At 54.5% G+C, this 24,681-nt stretch carries 21 protein-coding genes; 11 read left to right on the top strand and 10 right to left on the bottom strand.

All coding sequences use genetic code 11. The annotated features are described in order from the left end of the window. The first annotated feature begins 81 nt into the window (after nt 1-81). The 4 genes from ACTJK9_RS27425 to ACTJK9_RS27410 are packed head-to-tail and all read left to right on the top strand — an operon-like array spanning nt 82 to nt 4,068. The gene (locus ACTJK9_RS27425) at nt 82-1,008 is read left to right on the top strand and encodes a DUF72 domain-containing protein (protein ID WP_221398189.1); all 927 of its coding nucleotides are present in this window, start codon (nt 82-84) and stop codon (nt 1,006-1,008) included. Next, nucleotides 1,005-1,802 (top strand): endonuclease/exonuclease/phosphatase family protein, encoded by a 798-nt coding sequence (locus ACTJK9_RS27420; protein ID WP_085648653.1) that lies wholly within the window; start codon nt 1,005-1,007, stop codon nt 1,800-1,802. Before ACTJK9_RS27425 ends, ACTJK9_RS27420 begins: the two co-directional genes overlap by 4 nt. Next, entirely contained in the window at nt 1,799-3,085 is a 1,287-nt protein-coding gene (clsB, locus tag ACTJK9_RS27415) for a cardiolipin synthase ClsB (protein WP_236190143.1), read from the top strand. The genes ACTJK9_RS27420 and clsB overlap by 4 nt, the downstream gene beginning before the upstream one ends. Next, on the top strand, nt 3,082-4,068 hold the full coding sequence (locus ACTJK9_RS27410) for a lysylphosphatidylglycerol synthase domain-containing protein (protein ID WP_221398191.1): 987 nt from the start codon (nt 3,082-3,084) through the stop codon (nt 4,066-4,068). Before clsB ends, ACTJK9_RS27410 begins: the two co-directional genes overlap by 4 nt. Nucleotides 4,069-4,173: 105 nt before the next feature. Here the strand turns inward: ACTJK9_RS27410 and ACTJK9_RS27405 are convergent, their stop codons facing one another. From ACTJK9_RS27405 to ACTJK9_RS27395, 3 genes are all read right to left on the bottom strand, one after another. After that, complete coding sequence (locus ACTJK9_RS27405; protein ID WP_085613353.1) at nt 4,174-4,932, bottom strand: alpha/beta hydrolase family protein; 759 nt, start codon at nt 4,930-4,932, stop codon at nt 4,174-4,176. After that, nucleotides 4,922-6,028, bottom strand: a complete 1,107-nt coding sequence (locus ACTJK9_RS27400) for a DUF3182 family protein (RefSeq protein WP_440817463.1) — start codon at nt 6,026-6,028, stop codon at nt 4,922-4,924. The genes ACTJK9_RS27405 and ACTJK9_RS27400 overlap by 11 nt, the downstream gene beginning before the upstream one ends. 177 nt (nt 6,029-6,205) lie before the next feature. Further along, nucleotides 6,206-7,201 carry a GlxA family transcriptional regulator gene (locus tag ACTJK9_RS27395; protein WP_085613351.1) on the bottom strand — a complete coding sequence of 332 codons (996 nt, stop codon included), beginning with the start codon at nt 7,199-7,201 and terminating at the stop codon, nt 6,206-6,208. A gap of 100 nt (nt 7,202-7,301) precedes the next feature. Here ACTJK9_RS27395 and ACTJK9_RS27390 point away from each other — a divergent pair, with 100 nt between their 5' ends. The 7 genes from ACTJK9_RS27390 to ACTJK9_RS27360 all read left to right on the top strand — a co-directional run bounded on the left by ACTJK9_RS27390 (nt 7,302) and on the right by ACTJK9_RS27360 (nt 12,477). After that, nucleotides 7,302-7,856 carry a cysteine hydrolase family protein gene (locus tag ACTJK9_RS27390; protein ID WP_064599768.1) on the top strand — a complete coding sequence of 185 codons (555 nt, stop codon included), beginning with the start codon at nt 7,302-7,304 and terminating at the stop codon, nt 7,854-7,856. Between the two features lie 152 nt (nt 7,857-8,008). Further along, entirely contained in the window at nt 8,009-8,677 is a 669-nt protein-coding gene (locus ACTJK9_RS27385; RefSeq protein WP_039771966.1) for a YjfI family protein, read from the top strand. 17 nt (nt 8,678-8,694) lie between these two features. Then, on the top strand, nt 8,695-9,393 hold the full coding sequence (locus tag ACTJK9_RS27380) for a PspA/IM30 family protein (RefSeq protein WP_064599771.1): 699 nt from the start codon (nt 8,695-8,697) through the stop codon (nt 9,391-9,393). A 124-nt stretch (nt 9,394-9,517) separates the two neighbouring features. Next, on the top strand, nt 9,518-10,168 hold the full coding sequence (locus ACTJK9_RS27375) for a DUF2491 family protein (protein ID WP_064599773.1): 651 nt from the start codon (nt 9,518-9,520) through the stop codon (nt 10,166-10,168). Nucleotides 10,169-10,181: 13 nt separating this feature from the next. After that, complete coding sequence (locus ACTJK9_RS27370; protein ID WP_440817459.1) at nt 10,182-10,607, top strand: DUF350 domain-containing protein; 426 nt, start codon at nt 10,182-10,184, stop codon at nt 10,605-10,607. A 17-nt stretch (nt 10,608-10,624) separates the two neighbouring features. Beyond that, nucleotides 10,625-11,317, top strand: a complete 693-nt coding sequence (locus ACTJK9_RS27365; RefSeq protein WP_011336163.1) for a DUF1190 domain-containing protein — start codon at nt 10,625-10,627, stop codon at nt 11,315-11,317. Between the two features lie 2 nt (nt 11,318-11,319). Then, nucleotides 11,320-12,477: a glutathionylspermidine synthase family protein gene (locus ACTJK9_RS27360; RefSeq protein ID WP_085613349.1), complete on the top strand. Its 1,158-nt coding sequence runs from the start codon at nt 11,320-11,322 to the stop codon at nt 12,475-12,477. 503 nt (nt 12,478-12,980) lie between these two features. Here ACTJK9_RS27360 and ACTJK9_RS27355 read toward each other — a convergent pair. From ACTJK9_RS27355 to ACTJK9_RS27325, 7 genes are all read right to left on the bottom strand, one after another. Beyond that, nucleotides 12,981-13,826, bottom strand: coding sequence for a hypothetical protein (locus tag ACTJK9_RS27355; protein WP_440817456.1), 846 nt, complete (start codon nt 13,824-13,826; stop codon nt 12,981-12,983). A gap of 15 nt (nt 13,827-13,841) precedes the next feature. Further along, nucleotides 13,842-16,367 carry a DEAD/DEAH box helicase gene (locus ACTJK9_RS27350; protein ID WP_440817454.1) on the bottom strand — a complete coding sequence of 842 codons (2,526 nt, stop codon included), beginning with the start codon at nt 16,365-16,367 and terminating at the stop codon, nt 13,842-13,844. 286 nt (nt 16,368-16,653) lie between these two features. Continuing rightward, nucleotides 16,654-19,365, bottom strand: a complete 2,712-nt coding sequence (locus ACTJK9_RS27345; protein ID WP_440817451.1) for a hypothetical protein — start codon at nt 19,363-19,365, stop codon at nt 16,654-16,656. 126 nt (nt 19,366-19,491) lie between these two features. Further along, nucleotides 19,492-19,896 (bottom strand): hypothetical protein, encoded by a 405-nt coding sequence (locus ACTJK9_RS27340; protein ID WP_440817448.1) that lies wholly within the window; start codon nt 19,894-19,896, stop codon nt 19,492-19,494. Beyond that, nucleotides 19,889-21,916 carry an integrase gene (locus ACTJK9_RS27335; protein ID WP_440817446.1) on the bottom strand — a complete coding sequence of 676 codons (2,028 nt, stop codon included), beginning with the start codon at nt 21,914-21,916 and terminating at the stop codon, nt 19,889-19,891. Before ACTJK9_RS27335 ends, ACTJK9_RS27340 begins: the two co-directional genes overlap by 8 nt. Next, on the bottom strand, nt 21,909-23,435 hold the full coding sequence (locus tag ACTJK9_RS27330) for a site-specific integrase (protein ID WP_440817443.1): 1,527 nt from the start codon (nt 23,433-23,435) through the stop codon (nt 21,909-21,911). The genes ACTJK9_RS27335 and ACTJK9_RS27330 overlap by 8 nt, the downstream gene beginning before the upstream one ends. Continuing rightward, a complete protein-coding gene (locus tag ACTJK9_RS27325; protein ID WP_440817440.1) occupies nt 23,432-24,649 on the bottom strand; it encodes a tyrosine-type recombinase/integrase in 1,218 nt (405 codons plus the stop codon). Before ACTJK9_RS27325 ends, ACTJK9_RS27330 begins: the two co-directional genes overlap by 4 nt. Between the last annotated feature and the right edge of the window lie 32 nt (nt 24,650-24,681).

Genomic DNA, 24,681 nt, shown 5'->3' with positions numbered 1-24,681 from the left:
TAATCCCGTCGAAACTTTCCGCGACCGCCCGCAGTCATCCACAGACAGAGGCCGTATGGGGACTTTCGACGGGAGGGCGGCATGGCAACGATTCATATCGGTATTTCAGGCTGGCGTTACGCCCCGTGGCGCGGGGACTTTTACCCGAAGGGGCTGGCTCAGAAACGCGAATTGCAGTTCGCCTCACGGGCGGTCAACAGCATCGAAATCAACGGATCGTTCTACGCCTTGCAGCGGCCTGAACGTTATGCCCAGTGGTACGCCGAAACGCCGGACGATTTCGTGTTCAGCATCAAGGCGCCCCGTTTCATCACCCACATCCGCCGTCTGCGCGATATCGAAAAACCCCTGGCCAATTTTTTCGCCTCCGGGGTGCTGGAACTGAAGGAAAAACTCGGGCCGGTCCTTTGGCAATTCCCGCCCAACTTCACTTTCGACCCCGTGCGTTTCGAAGCCTTTCTCGACCAGTTGCCCCACGACACCCAGGCCGCTGCCGCCCTCGCCCGTCAGCACGACTCACACCTGCACGGCCACGCGAGCCTGAAGGCCTACGGCAAAAAACCGCTGCGCCATGCCGTGGAAATCCGCAACGACAGTTTCATCGATCCCGACTTCGTGCGCCTGCTCAAGCGCTACAACACTGCGCTGGTGATCGCCGACACCGCCGGGAAATGGCCGTACCGCGAAGACCTCACCAGCGATTTCGTCTACCTGCGCCTGCACGGTGCCGAAGAACTTTACGCCAGCGGCTACACCCCAGCTGCGCTGCGACGCTGGGCCGAACGGATTGATGACTGGCACCATGGCCGGCAACCGGGCGACGCCCATTTGATCGCCCCGCGCCTGAAGCCTCGGGCCCGTAAATCCCGTGAGGTTTTCTGCTACTTCGACAACGACATCAAGGTCCGCGCGCCGTTCGATGCCCGCAGCCTGCTGCAGCGCTTCGATCTGGATAAAACACTCGAAACCGTGCCCGGCGAACCGGCTGCCGAGGGGGTACTCGCATGAGCATTCCCGAGCCGCTCGGCTTCACCGACGAGCAGTCCACGGTCATCACCACCGAGCGCCGTTTCACTGTGCTGACGGTAAACACCCACAAGGGTTTCACCGCCCTGAACCGGCGCTTCATCCTGCCGGAATTGCGCGAAGCGGTGCGCAGCGTGTCCGCCGACGTGGTGTTTCTTCAGGAAGTTCACGGCACCCACGAACATCATCCCAAGCGCTACAACAATTGGCCGACGATGCCGCAGTACGAATTTCTCGCCGACAGTCTCTGGCCGCAGTTCGCCTACGGCCGCAACGCCGTGTACCCGGAGGGCGATCATGGCAATGCGGTGCTGTCGAAATTCCAGATCGTGCGCCATGACAACCTCGACGTGTCGATCAGCGGCCACGAAAACCGCGGGCTGCTGCATTGCGTGCTGCGCCTGCCGGGAGACGACCGTGAAGTGCACGCGATCTGCGTCCATCTGGGCCTGCGCGAAAGCCATCGCAACGATCAGTTGGCTCTGCTGAAAAAGCGCCTGGCCGAACTGCCTGAGGATGCGCCGGTGATCGTCGCCGGCGATTTCAACGACTGGCGCCAGCGCGCCGATGCCTTGCTTGAACCCTGCGGTCTGCGTGAGGTGTTCGCTGCGCATCACGGCCGGGCAGCGCGCAGTTTTCCCGCACGTCTGCCATTGCTGCGCCTGGACCGGATCTACGTGCGCAACCTCAAGGCCAGCCAGCCCAAAGTGCTGGCGAACCGTCCCTGGTCACACCTTTCCGACCACGCGCCGCTGTCGGTGGAGATTGAACTATGAGCAGTGCACCGCTGGAGAAATCCGCCGTAGAGCCGGTCAGCATCAACCCACCCGTGCGCCAGCCCGGCACCGTCGATGTCGAGTATCGCTGGCAGGGTAACAACCGCGTCGAGTTGCTGGAAAACGGCGAAGAGTATTTCCCCCGGGTCTTCGAAGCGATGCGCGCAGCGAAAAGCGAAATCCTGCTGGAGACCTTCATCGTCTTCGAAGACAAGGTCGGGAAGGAGTTGCAGGAAATTCTGATCGATGCCGCCCGCCGTGGCGTGCGCACCACCGTCAGCCTCGACGGCTTCGGTTGCGGCGAACTGAGCACCGGTTATCTGGCCGCGCTGAGCGAAGCCGGCGTCCACCTGCAGATCTTCGATCCGGCCCCCAAGCATCTGGGTATTCGCACCAACTGGTTCCGCCGTTTGCACCGCAAGATTGTGGTGGTCGACGGGCTGGTTGCGTTCATCGGCGGGATCAATTTTTCCGGCGATCATCTGGCCGATTTCGGTCCCGAAGCGAAGCAGGATTACTCGGTGGAAATTCAGGGCCCGGCGGTGGCCGACATCCATCATTTCGCCCTGCTGCAAAGCGGCCGTCCGGGACGCGCAAGGTTCTGGTGGCAACGCCGTCGACAGCGGCGCGCCGAGATGGCATTCGATGATCACGACGGTCAGGTGCGTCTGGTGTTCCGCGACAACGATCGCCACCCCACCGATATCGAAGACGTCTATCTGCAGGTGCTGCGACGCGCCCAACGGCGGGTGGTGATCGCCAACGCCTACTTCTTTCCTGGCTACCGCCTGCTGCGCGAGCTCCGCAACGCCGCCCGGCGCGGGGTAGAGGTGCGGCTGATTCTGCAAGGGCAGCCGGACATGCTGGTGGCCAAACTCGCCGCGCGCATGACCTACGACTACCTGCTCAAGGCCGGGGTGCAGATTCACGAATATTGCGAGCGGCCGCTGCACGGCAAAGTGGCACTGGTGGACGAGGAATGGAGCACCGTCGGCTCGAGCAATCTCGATCCGCTGAGCCTGTCGCTGAACCTGGAAGCCAACGTGCTGATCCGCGACCGCGCCTTCAATCGCCACCTGTTCGAACGCCTCGAAGACCTCAGCCACAACCACTGCAAGGCGATGGACGCCACGAAATCGCCACGTGGACGGATCTGGCACATGACCGTGGGCTTTCTGGTGTTTCACTTCCTGCGGCATTTTCCGGCCATGGCCGGTTGGCTGCCGGCGCACAAGCCACGACTCAAACCCTTTTCCCATGCCGCTGGGAGTGATCCTTCATGAGCCATTCCGAAGCCCACGCAGCCGTGCATCCGGCACCGGCGAGCAAGTCCCGCTGGAGTCGCTGGAAACGTCCGCTGACCCTGCTGTTTTTTCTGGCGCTGATCGTCCTGCTGACGATGTTCGCCAGCCGCATCGAATGGGCCGAGGTATTGCAAACCCTTGCCGACTTCAAGGTACGCACGCTGATCATCGCCTCCAGCCTGACCTTGCTGAGCTTTCTGGTGTACGCCAGTTTCGACCTGATCGGCCGTACTTACATTCGTCAGGACCTGACGTGGAAACAGATCCTGCCGGTGGGCGTCATCAGCTATGCGTTCAACCTCAACCTCAGCGCATGGGTCGGCGGGATCGCCATGCGTTATCGGTTGTACTCGCGGCTCGGGGTGAGCAAAAGCAACATCGCCAAAATCCTCGGCCTGAGCCTGGCGACCAACTGGTTCGGCTACATGACCATCGCCGGCGTGGTGTTTGCCAGTGGGCTGGTGCGCATGCCACCGGGCTGGAAGGTCAGCAGCGGCGCGTTGCAGGGCATTGGCGTGTTGCTGCTGTTGGTCAGTGTCGGTTATCTGGTTGCCTGCCAGTTTTCCCGGCGTCGCGAGTGGTCGATTCGCGGGGTGGAAATCAACCTGCCATCGCTGCGCATGGCGGTTCTGCAATTGCTGCTCGGTGCGCTCAACTGGTCGTTAATGGCGGCGGTGATTTTCACCTTGCTGCCGAGCAAGCTCGACTATCCGCTGGTGCTCGGGGTGCTGCTGATCAGTGCGATTGCCGGGGTCATCACCCACATTCCCGCCGGGCTGGGCGTGCTGGAGGCAGTGTTCGTGGCGCTGCTGCAACACGAGGCCTCACGCGGCAGTCTGGTGGCAGGATTGCTGGCCTATCGGGCAATCTATTTCCTGCTGCCGCTGCTGATCACCGTGCTGATGTACCTGGTGGTGGAAGCCAAGGCCAAGGCGTTGCGGATCGAGAAGAAGCCGTCCTGATTTTTTTGTTATGGCTGGTGGCCCCTTCGCGAGCAAGCCCGCTCCCACAGGCAGAACGCGNGGGAGCGGGCTTGCTCGCGAAGGCGTCCGAAGAGACAGCACAAATCATGTGGACTGAATGATGCTCAACCGCTCACCCACCACCATCTCGGTGATCCAGTCGACCAGGATTGAGGTGTAGGCCTGCTGCGAGGTCGGATCGCTCAGGGCATGGTCGGCGCCATCAATGATGCGGTGGGTCAGCGAATGGGTCTGCTGGCACGCGGCGCGGTAACTCATGATGGTCGCGTGGGGCACGTACTCATCGGTTTCCGACTGCACCAGCAGCACGTCCCCGGTGAATTGCGAGCAGGCGTGCAAGGCGCGGTTGCTGTCGGCGCGGATCAGCGTGCTGCGATAATCGCGCAGATCGGCCTTGTCCAGCTCGCGCTTGGGCGTGTGCCATTGCTCGTCGCGGTACAGCGCCGGCACCCGCAGCGCCAGCCAGCGCACCGGGCGCAGCGAGGTGAGGATCGAGGCGAGGTAACCGCCATAGCTGGTGCCCACCACCGCGATGGCCGAAGTATCCAGCGCCGGGTGGGCGAGCAGCCGGTCGTAGGCCGCCAGCAAATCACGCAGATTGTCTTCACGGGTGACCCGGCTCAGCGGAATGCCGGTACCGCCGGTGTGCCCGCGCAGGTCGAACGTCAGACACACACAGCCCAGACCGGCGATGCCTTTGGCCCGTTCCAGATCCCGCTCCTGACTGCCACCCCAGCCGTGTACGAATAACACGCCGGGGACTTTCGATTTGGGACTGAGGAAGGTCCCGCTCATCTGCTCGTCATCAATGTCGATTTGAATGCTTTCGCTTCTAGCCGTCATAGGATTTGACCATCACGTATTTGAGAAGAAAGTCGCTGTTTTCGGCCGGCCCGCGATACACCTCAATGGCATCGGCCGGCAGGGCTTGATCGGTATAGGTTTCCACCGACGACACGCGGATCGCGCGCATCGAGGGATCGTTGACAAAACTTTGCAGCGCCGCCACTTCCGCGCTGCTGGCGCCGCCCATGCGCCAGGACTGCTCGAGCACGCCACTGCGCGGCCGGCCTTCGCTGTCCAGGCCTTGGGCGATGTCGTAATTGCGCCGAGAGGCATAAAAACGCGGATAGGCTTCGTCCGCCGCCCGGTCGAACACCTGCGCCTGCCGGATCGCAAGACGCACGTCGTCGGGCAGATCCAGCGCCAGCAGCTCCTCGTAACTTCCCTGCACCACCAGTAGGTTCGAGCCGCCGTACACCTCTTCGCCGTGGGCGTCCTTGGTCAAGTATTGATCACCGCAGTAACTCAGCACCCTGCCGCCGATGAACGACTGGCCGACGCTGTGGGTAACCACCTGACTCAAGTCCTGCTCCAGCACCACGCCATCGCTGAACAGTTCTCCGGCCTCGGGTCGGGCGAGAATTTCGTCGAACGCATCCAGACTCTTGATCACTTCCTGACCACGCCCGGCACAGGCATGGATCGGCTTGATCCGGATCGGTCCGCTGTACAAAAGATGTTCGGCGGCGGGCCGCGCATCCTCCAGTGCAAAGACGCTGAGCCCGTCCAGCACCACGGTGCGCACCCGTTCGGAAAACAATGGCGACCAGCCTTGCGGCGCATGGGCCTGATGGCTGCGCAAACCGTGGCTGATGGCTTTGGTGCAGATGAAATCGTGCTCGACGAAACCGCCCCACAGATCGTTCGGGCCGCTCACCCCCAGTTCGCGTGCCGCCGCGCCGACGAGGGTCTGGGTCGGCAGCAGATAAATATCCCGGCCGCGATGTTTTTCAGCGTCGTAACTGCCGCCGAACTTGAGGCCGAGGATCTGCGCCAGCCATCGCGCGAGGACCTTGTTGGTCTGCACTTCATGTTGTGGTGCGCCGGGCCGAACCGAATGGGCGACGACCACTTTCCTGCGGGATGTCGGGGTCATGCGTCCCCCTCCAACGGCGGGTTGAATGTAGGTCAGAGGGTGCAGAGATCAGGCCAACCGGGGCTCGCCTGAAACACTCTGAAAATCAGCCACTTGAAAAACCCGTACTGGCACCGCGCCCGTTTCAATCTGCACGACCGCGCTGCAGGGTCCGGCATTTTGCACGACAGATGCGTATTACTTCGCCACGGTCGCCTGCGGACTCACGCCGAATCGCGCGCGATATTCACTCGGCGCCAGCCCGGTGATTTTCTTGAACGTCGCGCGAAAGGCTCCCGGATCCTGATAGCCCACCGTCCACGCAATATGGTCGATGGTGCCGTTGGTGAACTCGAGCATTTCCCGGGCCTTGCCGACCCGCAGGTGCTGGCAGTATTCGGTGGGTTTCAGGCCGGTCGCCGCACGGAACCGGCGCAGAAATGTTCGCTCTTCCAGACCCGCACGTTCGGCCATTGCCGTCAGCGAGACATCGGTCGCGCCGGTGCCCTGCAGCCAATGCTGAACCTGAAGAATCGGCCCGTCGCCATGATTGAGAATCGGCGCAAAATTGCTGCCGCACGCACTGGCGCTGTCGCTGTGCTCCACCACCAGAAACCGCGCGGTGCTGCTGGCGATGCTCGGCCCGAGCAATCGGTCCACCAGCCGCAAACCAAGCTCTGACCAGGCCATCAGCCCCGCCGTCGTTATCAGGTCACCGTCATCGACAATCGGCGTGTCGGCCTTGAGCCTGATCTTCGGGTAACACTCGGCGAAGGCCTTGGCCGAAGTCCAGTGCGTGGTAGCGCTGCGACCATCGAGCAACCCGCTCTCCGCCAGCAGCCACGAGCCGACACAAACCCCGCCAAGCGTCGCGCCACGAGCATGTTGTTCACGCAGCCAGGGCAGCAGCCCGGCCGGCATCTGTGCCGCGGAAAAACCGGCAATGGACGGCGGGATCAACACCGCCAGCAAACCGTTGTCGGCAGCTGGATGACTGTCATGGACCCGTACCGGTGGCCGATCTCCATCGACCTGCCAGTGGCTGATCCGCAGCAGCGGCAGCTGTGTGGACTGGTGTTCGGCGGCGATCCGGTTGGCGACCCCGAACAGGTCGGTCAGGCCATGCACCGCCGCCATTTGCGCCCCGGGATACATCAGCACGCCCAGTTCCGCGACGGTCCTTTCTGCACCCATTGTCAGTTTTCCCCTGTGTATTGTCGGTGCGGCCAATCCTCGAAACCGTGGCCAGCGCCAATACTGAACCCACGCCAACCCACACTTCGAGGACACACCCATGGCCAAGCAAGCGCTCATCGTAGTCGATATCCAGAACGACTACTTCCCCCAAGGCAAGTGGCCGCTGGCCGGTGCCGACGCCGCCGCCGACAACGCCGCCCGGCTGATCGCGGCCTTCCGTGAAGCCGGTGATTCGGTGGTGCATATCCGCCACGAATTCACCTCGCCCGAGGCACCGTTTTTCACCCCGGGCTCCGAAGGCGCGAAACTGCATCCGAAAGTGCTCAACCGCACCGACGAGCCGGTGGTGCTCAAGCACTTCGTCAACTCGTTCCGCGAAACCGAGCTGCAATCGATCCTCGACGAACAAGGCATCAAGGAGCTCGTGGTGGTCGGCAGCATGAGCCACATGTGCGTCGACGGCATCACCCGTGCGGCGGCGGATCTGGGTTACACCGTTACGGTGATCCACGATGCCTGCGCCAGCCGTGACCTGGAATTCAACGGTCTGACCGTGCCCGCCGCCCACGTGCATGCGGCGTTCATGTCGGCGCTGGGCTTTGCCTACGCCAGCGTGGTGTCCACCGACGAATTCCTCGCCGCCAGCCGCTGAGCCCGCTCTGATACAACTGGAAATACCTGCGCCCGCCTAGTTGCGGGCGTTTTTCCGTGGGTCATGAAAATCTCACGCGTGAGCCATTGATGGCATTTTGATTTGGTTGTAGTGTGGCTCACGCGTGAGATGTTCATAACGGAGTCATCGCCATGAAAAGCCGCTCCCCTGCCACCCAGTCAGAGAGCCCAAAGGGAGTGCGCTCGACACCGTCCGCGAAAAAACCGTCGAGCTTCTACATGAAGCAGATGCGCGCGGGCCTGGCTGCCGCCGGTTATGTGAAACACGAAACTTGGGTGCTTCCGGAAAACCGAAGCTTGCTCAAGCAAATGGAGCAACAGCTACGCCAACCGATTCTGGCTGGCTCTTTCATGTCGGAGAATTACATGAGCGCAGGCAACAACTGGAACATCGATAGCCTCTACAACGCTTTCAAGGCGCTGGACGAGGTGGCTTCGCAGGAGATCACGCTGTCTCTGATCCAGAGCTCCGAACCCAGCCTCAAGCTGGAAATGAACGAATTCGGCGGTCTGCCGATTCACATCGCCCTCGCCGGTCAGCAGATCATCGTCGACACCGTGCTGGTGGACATCGATTCGATCACCGACGTGCGCGCCTTCAACGACGCCGTGCTGCGCAGCCGGGAAATGTTCCCGCTGTCGTCGATCGGCATCGAGACCATGCCCAACGGCCAGACCGTCTACAACATGTTCGGTGCACTGAGTGCCGACTCGAGCCTGACCAACGTGGTCACCGAGGTGAAAACCCTGGTCGACAACGTGCAGCGCGCCAGCGAAGCCTTCGAACACTTCTTCAAGTAATCAACAGGGAATATCCAATGACTCAGTCCATCTGGAGCAAGTTGTTCACCGCGCTGCGCGGCGGCGCCAACGAAGTCGGCGAAGCGATCGCCGATCAACAGGCCCTGCGCATCCTCGATCAGGAAATCCGTGACGCCGACAGCGCGCTGTCCAACGCCCGTCGCGAACTGGTCACCATCATGGCCAAGCACAAACTCTCCGCCGACCGCGTGAGCGAATACGAAGCCAAGATCAGGGACCTGGAAGCCAAGGCTGTTTCCGCCCTGAACGCCGGCCGTGAAGACCTGGCGCTGGAAGTCGCCGAAGCGATCTCGACCCTGACCAACGACCTGGGCGTCGAGAAGAAACAAAGCGACGAGTTCGGCACCTACGCCGACAACATGCGCAAGGACATCAACAAGGCCGAAGCGCGGATCAAGAGCCTGCGCCAGCAAGTGGACATGGCCAAGGCCCGTGACAGCGTGCAGAAGGCTCAGGTCAGCGCCTCGATCGCCAGCGGCGGCGCCAACGGCAAGCTGGAAACCGCCGTCGGCACCCTGAACCGTCTGCAAGCCAAGCAGCAGCAACGCGCTGCCGAGCTGAGCGCTGCCGACGAACTGGCCGATGCGTCGACCGGCAACGACCTGGATCGCAAGCTGCGCGAAGCCGGCATCACGCCGAACGAAGGCAGCGCCAACGCCATCCTCGAGCGTCTGAAGCAGAAGTCCGCCCAGTAACGGCGGCGGGAGTAAAGAAGGGCACCGGGTGCCCTTCTTTTTTGCCTGCTCGTTCGCCGCGCGCCCGGTACACTAGCGGCGTTTTTGCAAACGAATACCTCCACCCGCTTCAAGGAATGTACCCATGGGATGGTTCAAAGATTTGCTCGGCACCAGCAACTGGCAGTCGGCCGCGCCGGCGTCCGGGTCTGCCGGCGGCCCCCTCGGACTGGCGCAGGGCAAGGCGATCCGCTTCGACACGACCCTCGGCCTGTTGCTCGACGGCAGCACTTCAGTGCGGGTTCCCGACGCCCAGGCCATCTGGAGTGCCGGCTGGATCGACCTCGGACAGTCGAACAAACTGCATCGCTACTACCTGAACGATGAAGAATTCTGGGTACAGATCCATGTCACGGGCGACGATCAGATCGAATCGGTGACGCTGTTCAATTACGTCAGCTATGTGACGGTCAACAGTGACGCCGAACTGCAGCGCCTGGCCGGACCGAACAGCCTGATCGGCCTGCCGACCTATCGCCACGAAGGTGTCGAATACACCCGTGAATGGGGCACCGAACGCGGCCAGACCGAACTGGTGCCGCTCACCGAACAGGTGGTCAACCCCGACGAGTCGTACACCATCAACCATCACTCGATGCTCTACGCCCGGGAGACCGGCCTGACCGATCGCCGCGAGCTCTTGCTGTTCTCCGTCGAGCAGGACGAAGAAGGCACCGTCAGCCTGAGCACTTCGCTGGGCATCTCGCTGTACACCACTGATTTGAGCACCATCTAAAAGGAAGTTTTCCATGCTGGAAGCGTTGTCCATCTCCCTGAACAAAGCCGCGCTGGTCGGTTTCGTCGCCTACCTGATCGGCGCCGTGCTGCTGTTCATGCTGTTTCAGTTCGTCTACACCCGCATCACGCCGCACAAGGAATTCGAGCTGATCCGTGCTGGCAACAACGCCGCCGCGATCGCACTGTCCGGCGCGATCATCGGCTTCGCGATTCCGGCCAGCAACGTGATCGCTCATTCGATCAACGTCCTCGACTTCATTCTCTGGGCGGTGATCGCGGCCGCGGTGCAATTGCTGGCTTTCCTGGCGACCGGGCTGGTGCTCAAAGGCACGTCCCAGCGCATCGTTAACGGTGAAATCGCCGCCGGCATCTATGTGGCGGCGGTGGCGATCAGCGTCGGCATGCTCAACGCCGCGTGCATGACCCCGTCCTACTGATCGGCAGGAAGCCTGAGATGAAACGAAGCAAGTACGTTCAACTGTCGCTGGCCGCTTCGGTAGCCCTGGCGATTTCCGCTGAAGTGGCCGCCCAGGAGCAGCAACGCAACTTCCAGAGCGTCGAACAATGCGTCGACGCCGAAGTGGCGCCGGATGTCTGCTCGAACGCCTACGTCGCAGCCCTGGCCGAACACCGACGGATCTCCCCGGCCTACGACGACAAGGCTGCCTGCGACGCGGACTTCGCCGCCGACTGGTGTCAGAAAAATTCCGCCGGCCGTTTCGTACCGAAACTCGGTGGCTTCAAAGTGCCGCAGGACGGTGAGCCGGCACAGAACCTCGATGCGATCGCCAATGCCCAGATGCCCGCCGGCGACGCGGCCGCCGTGCAGAGCAATCAGACCAGCACTTCGCACTCGTCCAGCGGTGCAGGCAACGGCTGGCTCACCGGATGGCTGATCGGCAATGCCATGAGCAACAACCGCGCGATCGACTCGCGGCCGGTTTATCGTGAGCGCAATACCCGCCAGACCTACGACACCTCGACGCTGAACCGTCGCATCGAATCGGCGCCGAGCCGCAGCCAGCGGGACTACGACAGCGATTACCGCAAACCGGTCAACGTCGCTGCGTCCACCTCCCGTGGCGGCTTCGGCAGCCAGTCCAGCGCACGCAGTGGTTGGGGCGGCTGGGGCCGTTCGAGCAGCTGACCATGAAGAAGATCCACTGCGCCGAGCGCCACGACTGGAAACAGACCGCCGAGAGCCTCGGCTTTCTGTTTCACACCATCGACGACGAGCCGTACTGGGACGAGCGCGCCTACTACCAGTTCACGCTCGCACAGATCGAAAACGATCTGGAGGATCCGACCACTGAACTGCACGAGATGTGCATGGACCTGGTCGACCGCGTCGTGCACAGCGAAGAACTGCTGGATCGCCTGAGCATTCCGGCGTCGTACTACGACATGATCCGAACGTCCTGGCTGGAAGGTCATCCGCATCTGTACGGGCGTATGGACTTCTCCTACAGCGGCAAGGGCCCGGCGAAGCTGCTCGAACTCAACTACGACACGCCCACCAGCCTTTATGAAGCGGCGGCGTTTCAGTGGGGCTGGCTGGAGCAATGCATCGAGCGCGGGATGCTGCCGCGCCATGCGGACCAGTTCAACAGCATCGACACCCGGCTGCACGAGGCCTTTGCTCAACTGAAACTGAAGCGGCCGTTTTACTTCGCCTCGATGAAAGACTCGGTCGAAGACAAGGGCACCACGGATTACCTGCGGCTGATCGCAGAGAAGGTCGGCATCGAATCGCGGCACATCGACATCGAAGACATCGGCCTGAGCGCTGACGGTCGTTTCGTGGATCTCGAAGATCGCTGGATCCCGCACCTGTTCAAGCTGCACGCCTGGGAGTTCATCTTCCACGAACCGTTCGGCGCGGCGATCGCCGAATGCGACACCCAGTTTTTCGAACCGGCGTGGAAGTCGATTCTTTCCAACAAGGGCGCCCTGCCCCTGCTATGGGAGTTTCACAAGGGCCACCCGAATCTGCTCGCCGCGCACCTCGACCCGAATCCGGGCAGCGCGGTGCCCAAGGGCTGGGTGCGTAAACCGTACTTCTCTCGGGAAGGCGCCAACATCGAGTTACAGACCGCTGAAGGCCTGATCGTCAAAGAGGATGGGCCCTACACCGATGCGCCCTTCATCCTGCAGGAACTTGCCCCTTTGCCGAAGTTCGACGACAGCTACACGCTGATCGGTTCCTGGGTGATCGGCGACCAGGCGGCCGGGATTGGCGTGCGCGAAGACAACAGCCTGATCACCAAGGATTCGAGCCGGTTTTTGCCGCATTTGATTCTTGACTGAAAAACCTGCGGGCATGAAAAAGGCCCGTCGTGTTCAGCGACGGGCCTTTTTTATTCAGCGCGAATTCAGCAGCGAATCAAAATGGTTGTAAATACCAACCAACGATATATCACTCGACAGAAAGCAAGTAAACCCACGTAATAGCTGCATATTGCGAATCATTACTCGTCAAAAACAAATAATCGTAAAGAATATTGTAAATTATTATCCAAAAACCTTTTAATTTGGGCGGGAAATTATACGAAACACTGAGAACCTTGTCGTGCATCGGTGTAGCTCCTGAGCACCCGACGCCTTTCTCATTTACAGCCAGAACGAACACGCCACAGGTGAAACGTCCATACTGCCACGCTGAACTCACACGTAATCTACCATCACAACATCTTGCCCTGATTGCACACCATCGGGTGGTAAAACATCTCCAAAGAGCTGGCAACAGCCCGGACACAATTCCATCAAAGCAAGGCTAATAGCATGAATTTAGACGCAACAAGTTTCACTCCTCAATCGACATCGTTCCAAATGACTTGGGGTACGTCTGTATAGCTCCTCATGACAAATTCACGCTTATCGCGAGGAAAGAAAAAACAAGAAGCTTTAAACTCGCTATAAAAGCACATATCCACCTGAAATAACGGTACGACACCAGCACCAGCACCAGCACCAGTGAACTTTGATATTTCATAATAAAAAATATCTTTATTATCTCCCGCTCCATGCTCCGAAGAAATCATATTAGAAAGCTCGTCAGTAAAGCATCGATTATCAGCCTCAATACGCACAAGAAAAATAGGGATTACCACCACACCTCCGCCCCATATAACTTTCTCGTCGTGGTATAAGACTCCCCTAGCGACCGCTGCGAGGAAATTTCCTATGCGCAGATAGTCAGGCTTAATCTCGACTTGATTCTCAGGTGCATGCCAGTCAGTTTTTGGCAGAGGTTCCAGCTCTTCACTTTTCGGGATAATTTTTAATTGATCAGTCAACAACGGAATCCATGTCAGATCTCTAACGATAGTCCTGACACTTTTTTGGAGATTCAGTAATAACCCTTCATCCCCAGATAAAGCCTTTGCCATCGCTGAAAATAACAAAAGCATGTACTGATCGTCACTAGATTTAGCTGAGTTATGCTTTAGACAAGATGGTACTTTTATCAGATTTACCCTGTAATCCTTCTTACTCTTCTCAGGGAAAAAGCAACGCGGAGGGACATGTTCACGGTTAACGAATGGAACGCCACAAAAATAGCAATACTCCACAATCAAATCCTTTAATGATAGAAGCAGTGACTTTACTTTGAACAAGAACCCACAAAAATAAAATTTGGCGAGACGAATAAGCATCTCGCCAACGTATTTTCAGCTAGAAGCCTTAATGTATGGCGTCGAATACGAAGTAAGCAGAGAATGAATATCTAACTGATGAAACTCAATTCTCTTATGGAGTAGATCATCACTAATCTCATCCAACTCAGATGCATAAAGCTCCATTATAAAAGATTGAAAATTCTTCCTTAGCTGATTTAACTGAGCTCGCCTCATAATCTCAACTTCGTGAGTAAAATTACCGTGATACGACAACAACTTAGGCGGTATTATGAGAATACGCTTACATTCTGCATCACCATAATTCTCTTCAAACCAGCCACAATGACTATTCATCTGGCCTGCTTCATGTTTATTTATCTCAACACGATCAACACCAACTTCATTTTTGCACTCAATCATGATGTATTTATTAGTACCTATACACCAAAGATTATCCGGTCCTTTTTTTATCTCTTTATCTGGTCGCTGACTTACAAAACCCAACGCGACACCTAAGACCTTTACGGCTGCCTCAAATTTCTCGGAGGCCACACCAAAGACCAAGTTATCTAGGAGTCCGCTCACGTACAGTTGCAAGTCTTCATAATCCTTAAACCCCCTCAACCACGTTTTTATCAGGGCATGCCGACTCTCATTAATATAATTAATAGACTTATATTTAATACCAGACTTAGGTTTAAGAAGTTGCGTATTCAAAGTGAATGCTGCACCTTGAGTTTTATTGGAATCAATCTTGCTAATACCATACTGAAATCTTGCGAGTTGCTGGGCATACCAACCCTTTTCGGCCGGCACGCTACCAAACCTATCACAAAGCTCTTGCATTATGGAGCAGGCCCTGGGAATGTTTCCCGCAGCATGCAGACTTTCAGCCTCATACTCTTTTTTTAACAATTCATAAAGTGCATCTTGCTGACCTATCTCTGTAGTCTCGTCCATGCACTCAATATAGAACTCTTTCCAGCTTTCGTCTCTCTGCAGAGATTGGTTCATCAGACTTCGGAGAACCGTACTCGGTTCAATATCATTTTCAAGCTCTTCCCTTGCAAAGGAGGTACTCTGCAAACCAATCTCTATTTGCTTCTTTGTTTGCCCTGAAAAATACTTACTAGTGGCCTGGCTTTTTATAAATTTTGTAAGGTCACCGCCAGTAACCAAAATTACGCTATAGTCTTTTTCACCCCGAACACTTCTCCCCAGCCCCTGCTCTACTTTCTGTGCTATTTTTATGTTGATAATATCGCTATCAACTCGACAATCCTCTTCATACCTATCTAATAAAGAATCAAAATATGGCTTGGAATCCAAAATCAAGACTCGACAGGCATCATCCGGCAGATCGATGCCGTCATACCTATTAGCAAACATAACGGGGGCTGAGTGATCGCCCGCTTTTAAGCCTTGCACATGCTCAAAAATATTTTTCGTGGTTGCGACCTTTGCACCCAGCTTTTCATATTGATTTTTTTTGTGAAAATCAGGAGTAAGGAATACAATTCCAAAGTTAAGACTCGACGGTTTGGCGAGCCAGTTAACGATCATTTCCCGATCCAGAGAGACGTCAATCAGGGAAGGAAGGAGAATCATTTTTTCTCCAGACCACTTCAATTCGGTGTTGGTCAATGGACTTTTAATAGCTTTAACATCAAACCCCAACCCTTTAATCGCAAACGAATCGTCCTGAGTAGTCGCCGACATCAAAATACGTTGCTTTGCCTTTGAGAACGTTCCGAAAGCTTCTATAGGCATTAAAATAGGAGAGATTTCTAAATAGCTGCCAGATACAAATGCCTGACAACTGGTAATATTATCTTTAATCAGCTCCCAGGCAAAGGCAATTTCATTATCACTCTTATACTCCAATAGCAAGGGAGTAAGCTCATCTCTTCTATCAATCCACGCCCAATATGGTATGGGAAGCATTGTGTTGTAACTACCACTTTGAATCTCGAGAAAACTCCCTTCCCCCTGATCTCGCAACTCCTGCTCAAAGACTTGAAGCAATTTTGAATAAAGCGCATGCTCTTTATCAATTTTAATAGTGAGGGATGCTCGTATTGCATCGATACATGCATGTGAATCATCAAGAATCACTGTCCCAGCAGAAATTGACTTATTGAAAAGCCCAAATTTCGTTTTACCATTAAAAAGCTTCTGCACATGAGTGATTAAAATACTCTTGCCTAACTGGAACTCATCTGGGATTTCGTTATCCTTACCGATTTCACAGTATGGTATCCCAAATTTCTTAGCCTCAGCCTTAACTTGCGTTGCTAGATATATATTGGGACAAAGGAACAGACAAGGGTCATTCTCCTCATTTAGCTTAGACTGAAGTATCAACAGACCAATTAGAGTTTTCCCTTCCCCCGTATGAAGCTTTACAATTAAGTCTTTGTCGTTGCGTCGAGAACTATGCCAATCCTGTAATATCGCGACTTGCGACTTCCGTAGCGGACCCGCCTCACTTCGACGATCTAACGAATCGTAAAGTTCTATTGGTTCTATTTTGCGCTCGACAACTTTATTCTTTAATCTTTTCTTGAAGTCAACCATTACCATTCCTTAGCGATGTGATTAAAATCATCACTAATACTAGCCAAATGATATCGCTTGGTCTAGGCTTTTTCTAAGGTAGCAATAGACGCCCTTACGTAGGTAAAACCGGGAGGTGCAGAACCCTAACCGCCCCTCCTTAGAAATCGCGTGGCGTATCCCATCGAAGGCAGATTGCTCCTCAATAGGAAAAATTTATGCCAGAGTCGGCCTTTATTGATAAATACAAGTTCGACGACCCCACTGGAGCCGTCGCCCTGTAATAAGACTTACGGTTACTAATAATTTAAAATACCAACTCATGTAAGGGAGTGGTGAATGCCTTTTCCTCCCACCCTGTCAGTACATCGTGAAACGCTTCACTTAATTGAGATCGAGGGCTACTAGAGGATCGATTAAAATCCTTACCATATCCCTCTTCTAAAGCTTTTGCCGCCTTTTGATCTACCAGACGGATAAGTCGCGTCGTCACTGCACGATCGTTAGCGTTATACTTGGTACGATAATCGTTTGCAGACATCGCAGCCAGATACGAGAAATACCAGCAACGGCTAACTGAACACTTCTCCAGCAGTAACCGGTAAACAGAGCGCATGTCCTCAACAGGAGGTGGTTCAATCTTGCGCTCTTCGGCCTGGGACTCCAAAAACTGCACGCACTCTTCAACCGCAAGATCTCTAGCCAAAATAGAGAGTTGAGACTCCCAGTTCTCCGGCCACTCACCCCGAGAAAGCTTTCGTATATTTTTATACAGATCCAATGTCGCCGAGTTGAACGTCCAAGTAATGCGATGCAAATAGTAACGCGTGTGCTCAGCACTCACATCAAAGGCGCTATCCGGTGTGATATCAGCAATGCCCAGGATTCCTTTCTTCAATAAGCCGATGATCGCGTAGCGTAAACCCGGGGTAGGATCCATTGGCTTTGCAGTGGTCCCGAATGGGGCGAGCCGCCCATTTACATGGTCCATATCACAGCCGCGCACTAATGCGACGAGGTAAACCGCCTCTATTAAAGAAAGATTTCCAGGTTCGAGACTGCTAGAAACCAGATTTGAAAATGAGCTTTTTGCAGATATTAGTCGCTGCTGTGCCTGATGCTGAGTACGTTGCGCGGTCAAACCTGATAGCTGTCGTTTGGCAATATCCAGCACCCGACGCCATGAATCTGAACCACCTTTTGCTTTTGCAGCGATACAGCTAACCAAAGTCTCAAGTTCCGGAAAAAGGTCTAAATCGCGATATACTATCGCGAGATTTCCAAGCGCCGCAGTATAGTCAGGATTAACTTTGATAGCCGATTCGTAGCGTTCACGCGCGTCCTCCAGAAGCCCCTCAACTTGGAGTACATAACCAGAATAGAACAATGCAATACCTGACTCCACTTGTTCAAGAACCAGCTCGCACACCTCTAGAAGATTGATATGACGTTTATGCTCCAGGAGGGCGGCCCCAAAAAGTCCCACCAGCCATTCACCAACATATGATCTCTCTGCCTTCAAACGCTCAAGGACACTACCCAGCAGTAGATTTATAATTTCAGATGAAGCCTCAGAAAGCTCAAAGCCATAATAAATTTCTGATGAGGGCTCCTTCTTCAGCCAGTTGACATAAGCAATCAACGCATTGGCAAACTGCGTTATATGCAACAAATTATCTGACTCTAGCCTTCCCAGCCATGCATCAGAGATATAAGTAAACAATCCCGGAGCATCAAACACAGGCGCGAAAGCCACTAAAGTCTCTATATTTTCTTCTAGCTCATCACCTAATACAACAGCCTCAGCGGCCCTGATGAAGAGCCATTTATTAAACACCTCGCCATCAACACAGGACTCGATAAATGCTGTGTAGCGATCAAGATCAATAGCAAGCGACTCCATCGCTAGAGGGTTTCTGAAAAGGTAGTCAGAAAACAAATCATCGCATCCGGGACCAGCTTCGGATTTCATTCGAACAGAAGCCAGTAGATTGACGATTCTTCTTACTAGAAGCTTATCATCGCTTTCGCACGCCAAAGCTAGCCTAAGTGCGAGTACTGTCATATCTGTAAATCGCTGATCTATAGCCCCTTCACTTGCAACAATAACAACACAATGATCACGAATGGCGACCTCGACCTGTTCATTCAAGCGAGCACAGGCACGTGACAAGACAGCATTATCACCTTGCTGAATACGTTTCAGATCAAGATAGCTGTGTAACAGATCCAACTGGTTCAACCCTACACTGTCCTGCGGCTCCTCCCACTCAGACGCAACCCATTGACTTGTAGACTCCAAAATTTTATCTATCGAGGAGTAATCCTGCAAATAACACGCTGTTTGGAATATTTCTTCGGCATACTCTCCGTTCCACTTCGAGGGAATATTTTCTCGCAAACCGGATAGAACGCTGGAGTCAGTAGCTCCAGCCAATCGACATACGCGCGCATGCCATAGACGCACTACATAATAGTTTGAAAAAAAAGACAGACCTCGCTTAGCAACGGGGAGATGAAGTGCAGCGTTCTGGTAGTAGGGAAATACATCCTTATAAACATAAAAAACCAGGAAATCCGGTTCAGATTCTTGCAAGCATAGCTGCAAAAGAGACGTAACTTTTGATAAAAGCTTGGACTTTTGAGAAGCTGAGAGTTTTCCTTGCTCAGCACTATGTAGCAAAGGCGCACCAAATCCCCCAACCTCAATCAACACGAGGATAGCGATTTCTCCCGAGGTGTCTCCGCAATTACGAGTAGTTAATAGTGTCTTCGCAAGCGCAAAATCCCCATTTACAGCGGCAACCCAGCCATACTTTGCTTTACAAACTGAGTTAGGGCGCCGGACCTGACCGTAGCTAGAGGCCGCCTGTAAAAACTCCCCCGCTGCAAAATGACAATCTCCAACTTCTTCCGGCCTGTCCTCAGCCTCAGTAATAGCGAGATCTAGCCCCCCTCGCCAAGCAGCAATGCACTGCGCCAGCGTTTGCTGAGGAACTTCGTGAGCGCTTTTATCCATGATTTCCCTATTTCCCCTATAAAGCAAATATACTGCCGTCCGAGCCATAGCTTCGACGTAGTCGGCTATGAACCGTGGTACAAAACTGTCCGAGAGCATCTGTTATTCATTAATATCCTTGACGCTTCACTCTGATGAGTCACGGTCAATCGAAGGCAGCGAGGCATCAAGCTTGTCTTGGCTAATTCCGTGCCTATATGCGTTGTACTGCCATTTCAGGAACTGCTCTAACAGGCGGCCATTTTCTGCTTTAAGACGATCGTTTTCGCTTTCAAGTCGTCTAATGCGCTGCTCTGCGATACTCAAGCTGGCAGGCCTTTTGGTCGCGACAAAACCGTTTCTTAGCTGTTCTTTCTTGTGCCCAAAGGCTGCCTTTACTTGGTCATGCGAGCTGAGCGTCTGTCGAGTCGGCCGCCCACCAATCAGAGGCGCAACCGCTTCGCATAGCGCATCCCAACCCAGTTTTCCTTCCCAAGCATCGATCAAGTTAACTAGGATTTCGATGTCCTTGCTGGTCAAGTGCTTAGCCATGATTTCCCCCAAACAGCGAGCGAAGCTCATCAAGAGCTGGCACTTCTGATGGCGATGGCGATGGCGATGGCGATGGCGCTACAAGCTTCGGAGAACCTGAACGGGCAGCCAATTCACGCTTCAGTGCGCTGAACTCTTGATCGTCCCTCAACCGGATTACTGATCCCATCGGAGTATTTGGCGACTCAAGTAACTCGATAAGCTGACTCACCCGTTGCAAGGTTTTTTGTTGATGCTGACTCCATCGATCAGCACCATACATCCCATCTAAAGTGGCCTCTCGTGCCTTTTCCAACTGCATACGAATGCCATCCCGCTGCTGCATCAGGCGCTCCAGCCTTTCCGCGTCTCCCTTGATGCAAACCTGCTCAGTGCAGTTCAAGCAGTCGCGATGCTTCTGGCATGGCAACATGGAGAAATCGTGAACACAGAAGCCATACTCGGTTACGTGAGCAATTCCGTCTCCGACGGCATTCAGGTCAGCAAACGTTACCGGAGCATTAGCCTTTACTTTATCGAGAACACCACCTAATCCAGCCGACCGAGCCAGATCAACGTATTCATCGTCGCTCATGTGGTTGTAAGTGGCGTTTTGATGGACGTTCGCGCGACCTGACCACTTTGCGAGATCAAGCTGGCCGAGGTCGCCCCTTTGAGCAACTGTGTTTAAGAAGTGCCGCAACTGGTGCGAAGTCATGGAAATCTGCGTGCCATCCCGATTGGTGTAACCATGACGACGCCAAATATTGCTTTCTTGGCCTGGGATGTAATTCAGATCTGTAGTAAAGGTGCTTTTGCCCGGAGTCCAAAGCAGCAAAGGACTGGTAGTACGATCAAGGTGCATCTCATGACGGCGGAAGCAGCAGAGTGCTTGCGAGTATCTGATGTGCCGTTCCTTGTTCTTCCAAGGCCAGCCTTCCGGTAGTTGGCTATGAGCAAACCTGTTCAGGAACGCCAAGGTCAAAGGCTCCCCTTTTGCCTTCAGGATCTGATAAGGCTCATAGCCCTTAAAGTACGGACTGATATTCAGATGCTCCACCGACAACCCTAGCGCCATTGCCGCCTGCTCATCTGTTAGCGGATCAAGCTCGCCAACATTTGGACAGTCCACGTGACGATAGAACTTGTCAGGCTGCGTTTCATACCAGGTAGCCAGCCTACGCCCTTCTTCAGACATTTCGGAGAGACGACGCACCGCCTCGACGGCTATCTCTCTCGTCACGGTTGAAACCCACTTGATATCAGCCCCGTAGCCTTTACCGGCATAGAAACGCAGCCCAAGGCGCTCAACACCTTTGGTGTCGATTTCTGAATGCAGGCAGTTCACTGGCAGGTCCTGGATCTCAGTGACACGCGACGGTGCGCACATCAACAACGCAAAGATCGAGGTTGTGAAGCGATCTCGAGGGGATTGAGGATCGTTTGCGAACATTTCCCCCATAAATTCGAGTAAGTGCTGGTCGGGCATTTTATCAGCCCGTTTCTTTTTCCCCTCAACGTCTATCCGATGTATGTCCTTGGGTTTGGAGATCGGGTTCTTCCAAGTGATTGACGCTGCGATAATTTTATTTTCGTTTAGGAATTTAACGAGCTGAACCAAGCTGCTCCCTGCTTGATATGCCGTCGAGCTGTACTCTCGTGCGACCTCCGCAGCTACATCCATCACCTGAATGTCCGTCAGCGTGATATCGGCTCTCCCCTTGACCTGAAGAAGCGCTTTCTCGATGCAACGGATCGCTTTAAATTCATTCTTGAGTTTGCTCGGGTTATGCCCTTGCTGATAGCGCACATAAGATTTGGCGAAAGGAACTATCTCGGGATTCAGAAGTTGGCTTTCGGTAAAGCCCCGGGCCGGCGCACCAATAACCGTAAAATTACCAACCCCCGGCCATGTGTCGCGCCCCCATTCGAGATCAGCCCCGAACACCGTAAGCCTGTCACGACACATCTCGATGAAGTCATTGAGATTGGCTTTGGCATCAAGTAAATGCTTTGGTGTAAACAGGAGGACTTCAGCCACGAGCGACCTCTCCTCGCATTGCATTGCAGCGGCTAACCACATCGCTGACAGCAAGTATCAATCGGTCGTTAACGGAAGCAATTTTTCTGTCTTCCGTCTGCTCTAGCACTCTGTCACGCTCGTTGATCAAGCCATCCAGGACAGCTTCATGCGGACCGTTTAACCAAGGCTGGAAATGATTGCAGGTGTAACAGGCAATAGGTGCTAAGGCGCCGCAAAAGCCAAAGCTGCCGCAGGTGCCCAAATTCACAACGCCGTTGGAGATCCGGCTGCTTGGATTATTTCCTCGCTTTGCGTGTCTCTCAGATGCAACGAGCACGCCTTGAAATGCTTGTGCGATGGGGGCCAGCTGTAAAGCCACCGCCTTATCAATTCTCTCGACAATTTCGGGGATGTTCTTCACGTACACACCAGCATTCTGAATATCGGAATGATCGAGTGCTTCAGCAATGACAAACTCACCTTTCCCTTCACGAGCGAGGTTGGTCCCAAGGGTATAACGGAAACGAATCGGATTCAGATGAACTGGAAAACCTGTTCGCTCGCTAATAACCGCTATCGTTTTCTCAACCCGATCCATAGCGGCCTTTACGAAATGGGTTGGCGCATGCAAGCGATCCCCTTTAAGCTGATCCGTTAGCTCAGCGAGAGTGCCAACATTTTTCATAACCGGAAATAGCGGAAGCTCAGGGATCAACTCAAAGGGAAAGCCCTCCCCGAACCTATCCGAGAATGCTGTGCGAACCACAAATGCCTGCTGCTTCAAAAGCAGCCATAAATCTTCGACTATTGAGAATTTACTGAATTCCGTGCGCCAAGACTGACTCCGCTGCTTAGCTCGTGGAAAGTTGATATAGTATTTTTCGCCGTATTGGTGAGAGTGTGAAAGCAAGTCTTTCAGCTTCAACGCTGTAATTTGCACTCTTCGCCGCCCGGTCATAGCCAGGGTCATTGCGTAGCATGTATCAGTAAGAGATAGAACACTCTCGCTGTAGGCGGCCACAACAGCCGCAATGACACTTTCCATTTCGATATCAGTTAGCGGGCCACTGTCCGGGCACATAGATTGAACCGCATATCCCTTCTCATTCCCCTTGAGTGTCCAATTATCCAGCAGGACTAATGAGTCGTTAGGAATACCTGAATACCCGAGATCAGCCCACTTCTTGATAAATCCTCGTAAAACGCCCAAATACCACTCTGTTTTCACATCCAACGTGGAACGGTAGGAAATCAAAGACTCACTACCGAACGGCGCGTGGGCAATCGTAGATTCTAGATAGTGCTTACTACGAGAGTAGATATTAACCGCATGTGATGCAGAACCCGTCTTGGCATAAAAAGCGAGCACGTGACGGAAGGACAGGTACAAATTGGTGGGAAGGATATCTGCTAACACCGAAACGGGAATGACAATATCTTTATTCAACCTCCAACGCTTATCAACAAGCCGAACATGATATCCATCACGAGAGTAAAACTCTTCGGTAGCACTCACCTGCATTGCAAGTTTGTTCATTCAGTCGCTCCACTTTTCGCGTTACTGAAATGCTTACTTTGGAGTTCAAGCACAGCCTTATTGGCCTGCTCCTTAATACGCCTTCGATTGTAGGTGGCTGCTGTTCCGGAGGTCTCGCTCCAGCCCATGAGGTATGAACGAATCTTTTCTTCTCGCTCAGGCGTCACGCCCTGAATCTCGCAGGTTTTCGAGAAGGAATAGTTCCAATGATGGCGTAGCGAATGAGCGTGAATACCGCTATGGCCTTCAAGGGTATGCTTCAGCTCCCCCATGAATTTACCGAACCCCGCGTTCGACAATGGCAGCCCCTGCGAACCTCCCGGTTTGTGCGTTACAAAGAGATAGCCATGCTTCTTGGCGCCCGACACTTTATTTCGATGACTGAGCACATAGCCACGAATCCGATCCACAAGCTCGGGCATTAACGGGAAGACACGTTCTCGTGTCTTTGCAACTGGCTGATAGGCCCTAGCATCACCCTTGGAGTCTGGGCGCCTAACCACTTTCAATGTGTTCTTCGCAAAATCGATGTCTTCGACTTTCAGATTCAACAGTTCACCGCGACGGAGTCCCGTGATGCGGAGAATGGAGAACATCAAAGCATTGCGCACCTGGACGGCATATTCACGCACTGGATTGCTGTCTGACCCTGGCCTCAAAGCTTCTTCGAGCGTATCAAGCACTGCGTCATCGAGATGCTTTTCCTCCCTACTGATGTTGGACTTATTCGACGTCCTCGGACGGTTGGCTTTGATCTGCGCAACCATTCGCGCAATACCTTCGCGGCCCGAAGTAGATGGCGATAGAAGCTGGTCAGCGAGGAAGCCTAGGTAATCGGCAATCACTGACATACGTGCATATTGGTTGGTTGTGCTAACTGTCTTGGGCCTGCGGGAAATCGAAACGACGTTGCCGTCATTCCCGTCGGTCAACGGTTTCTGCATGAAATCACGCAGAGAATGGACTTCGTGGCTCTGAAGCAGCTCTCCGCGCGAGAAACGCGACTCGACATCAATGCTGTAGTAGCTCTGCCAGGCGTACATGGCCTTGAGCGCATTGAGCGCATTCTGAATTGTGTTCACTGCCAGTGAGCGCCCCCGCATGTGCACAGTAACGTACAACGCAGGGTAGAACAGAGGCATCCCTCCCTCATCGACTAGAACGATAAATCGCTCACCGTTCGAGGATTTAATTCTCCGCGCTGACAGCTCCACGACAGGCTCCTTTCTTTACGTTTTTACAGGGT

Origin of the sequence: Pseudomonas sp. 22082 (assembly GCF_052046055.1) — a bacterium.
GTDB classification, from domain to species: domain Bacteria; phylum Pseudomonadota; class Gammaproteobacteria; order Pseudomonadales; family Pseudomonadaceae; genus Aquipseudomonas; species Aquipseudomonas pharyngis.
The sequence above is the reverse complement of the archived record's forward strand: the minus strand, read 5'-3'. Positions and strand labels throughout refer to the sequence as shown.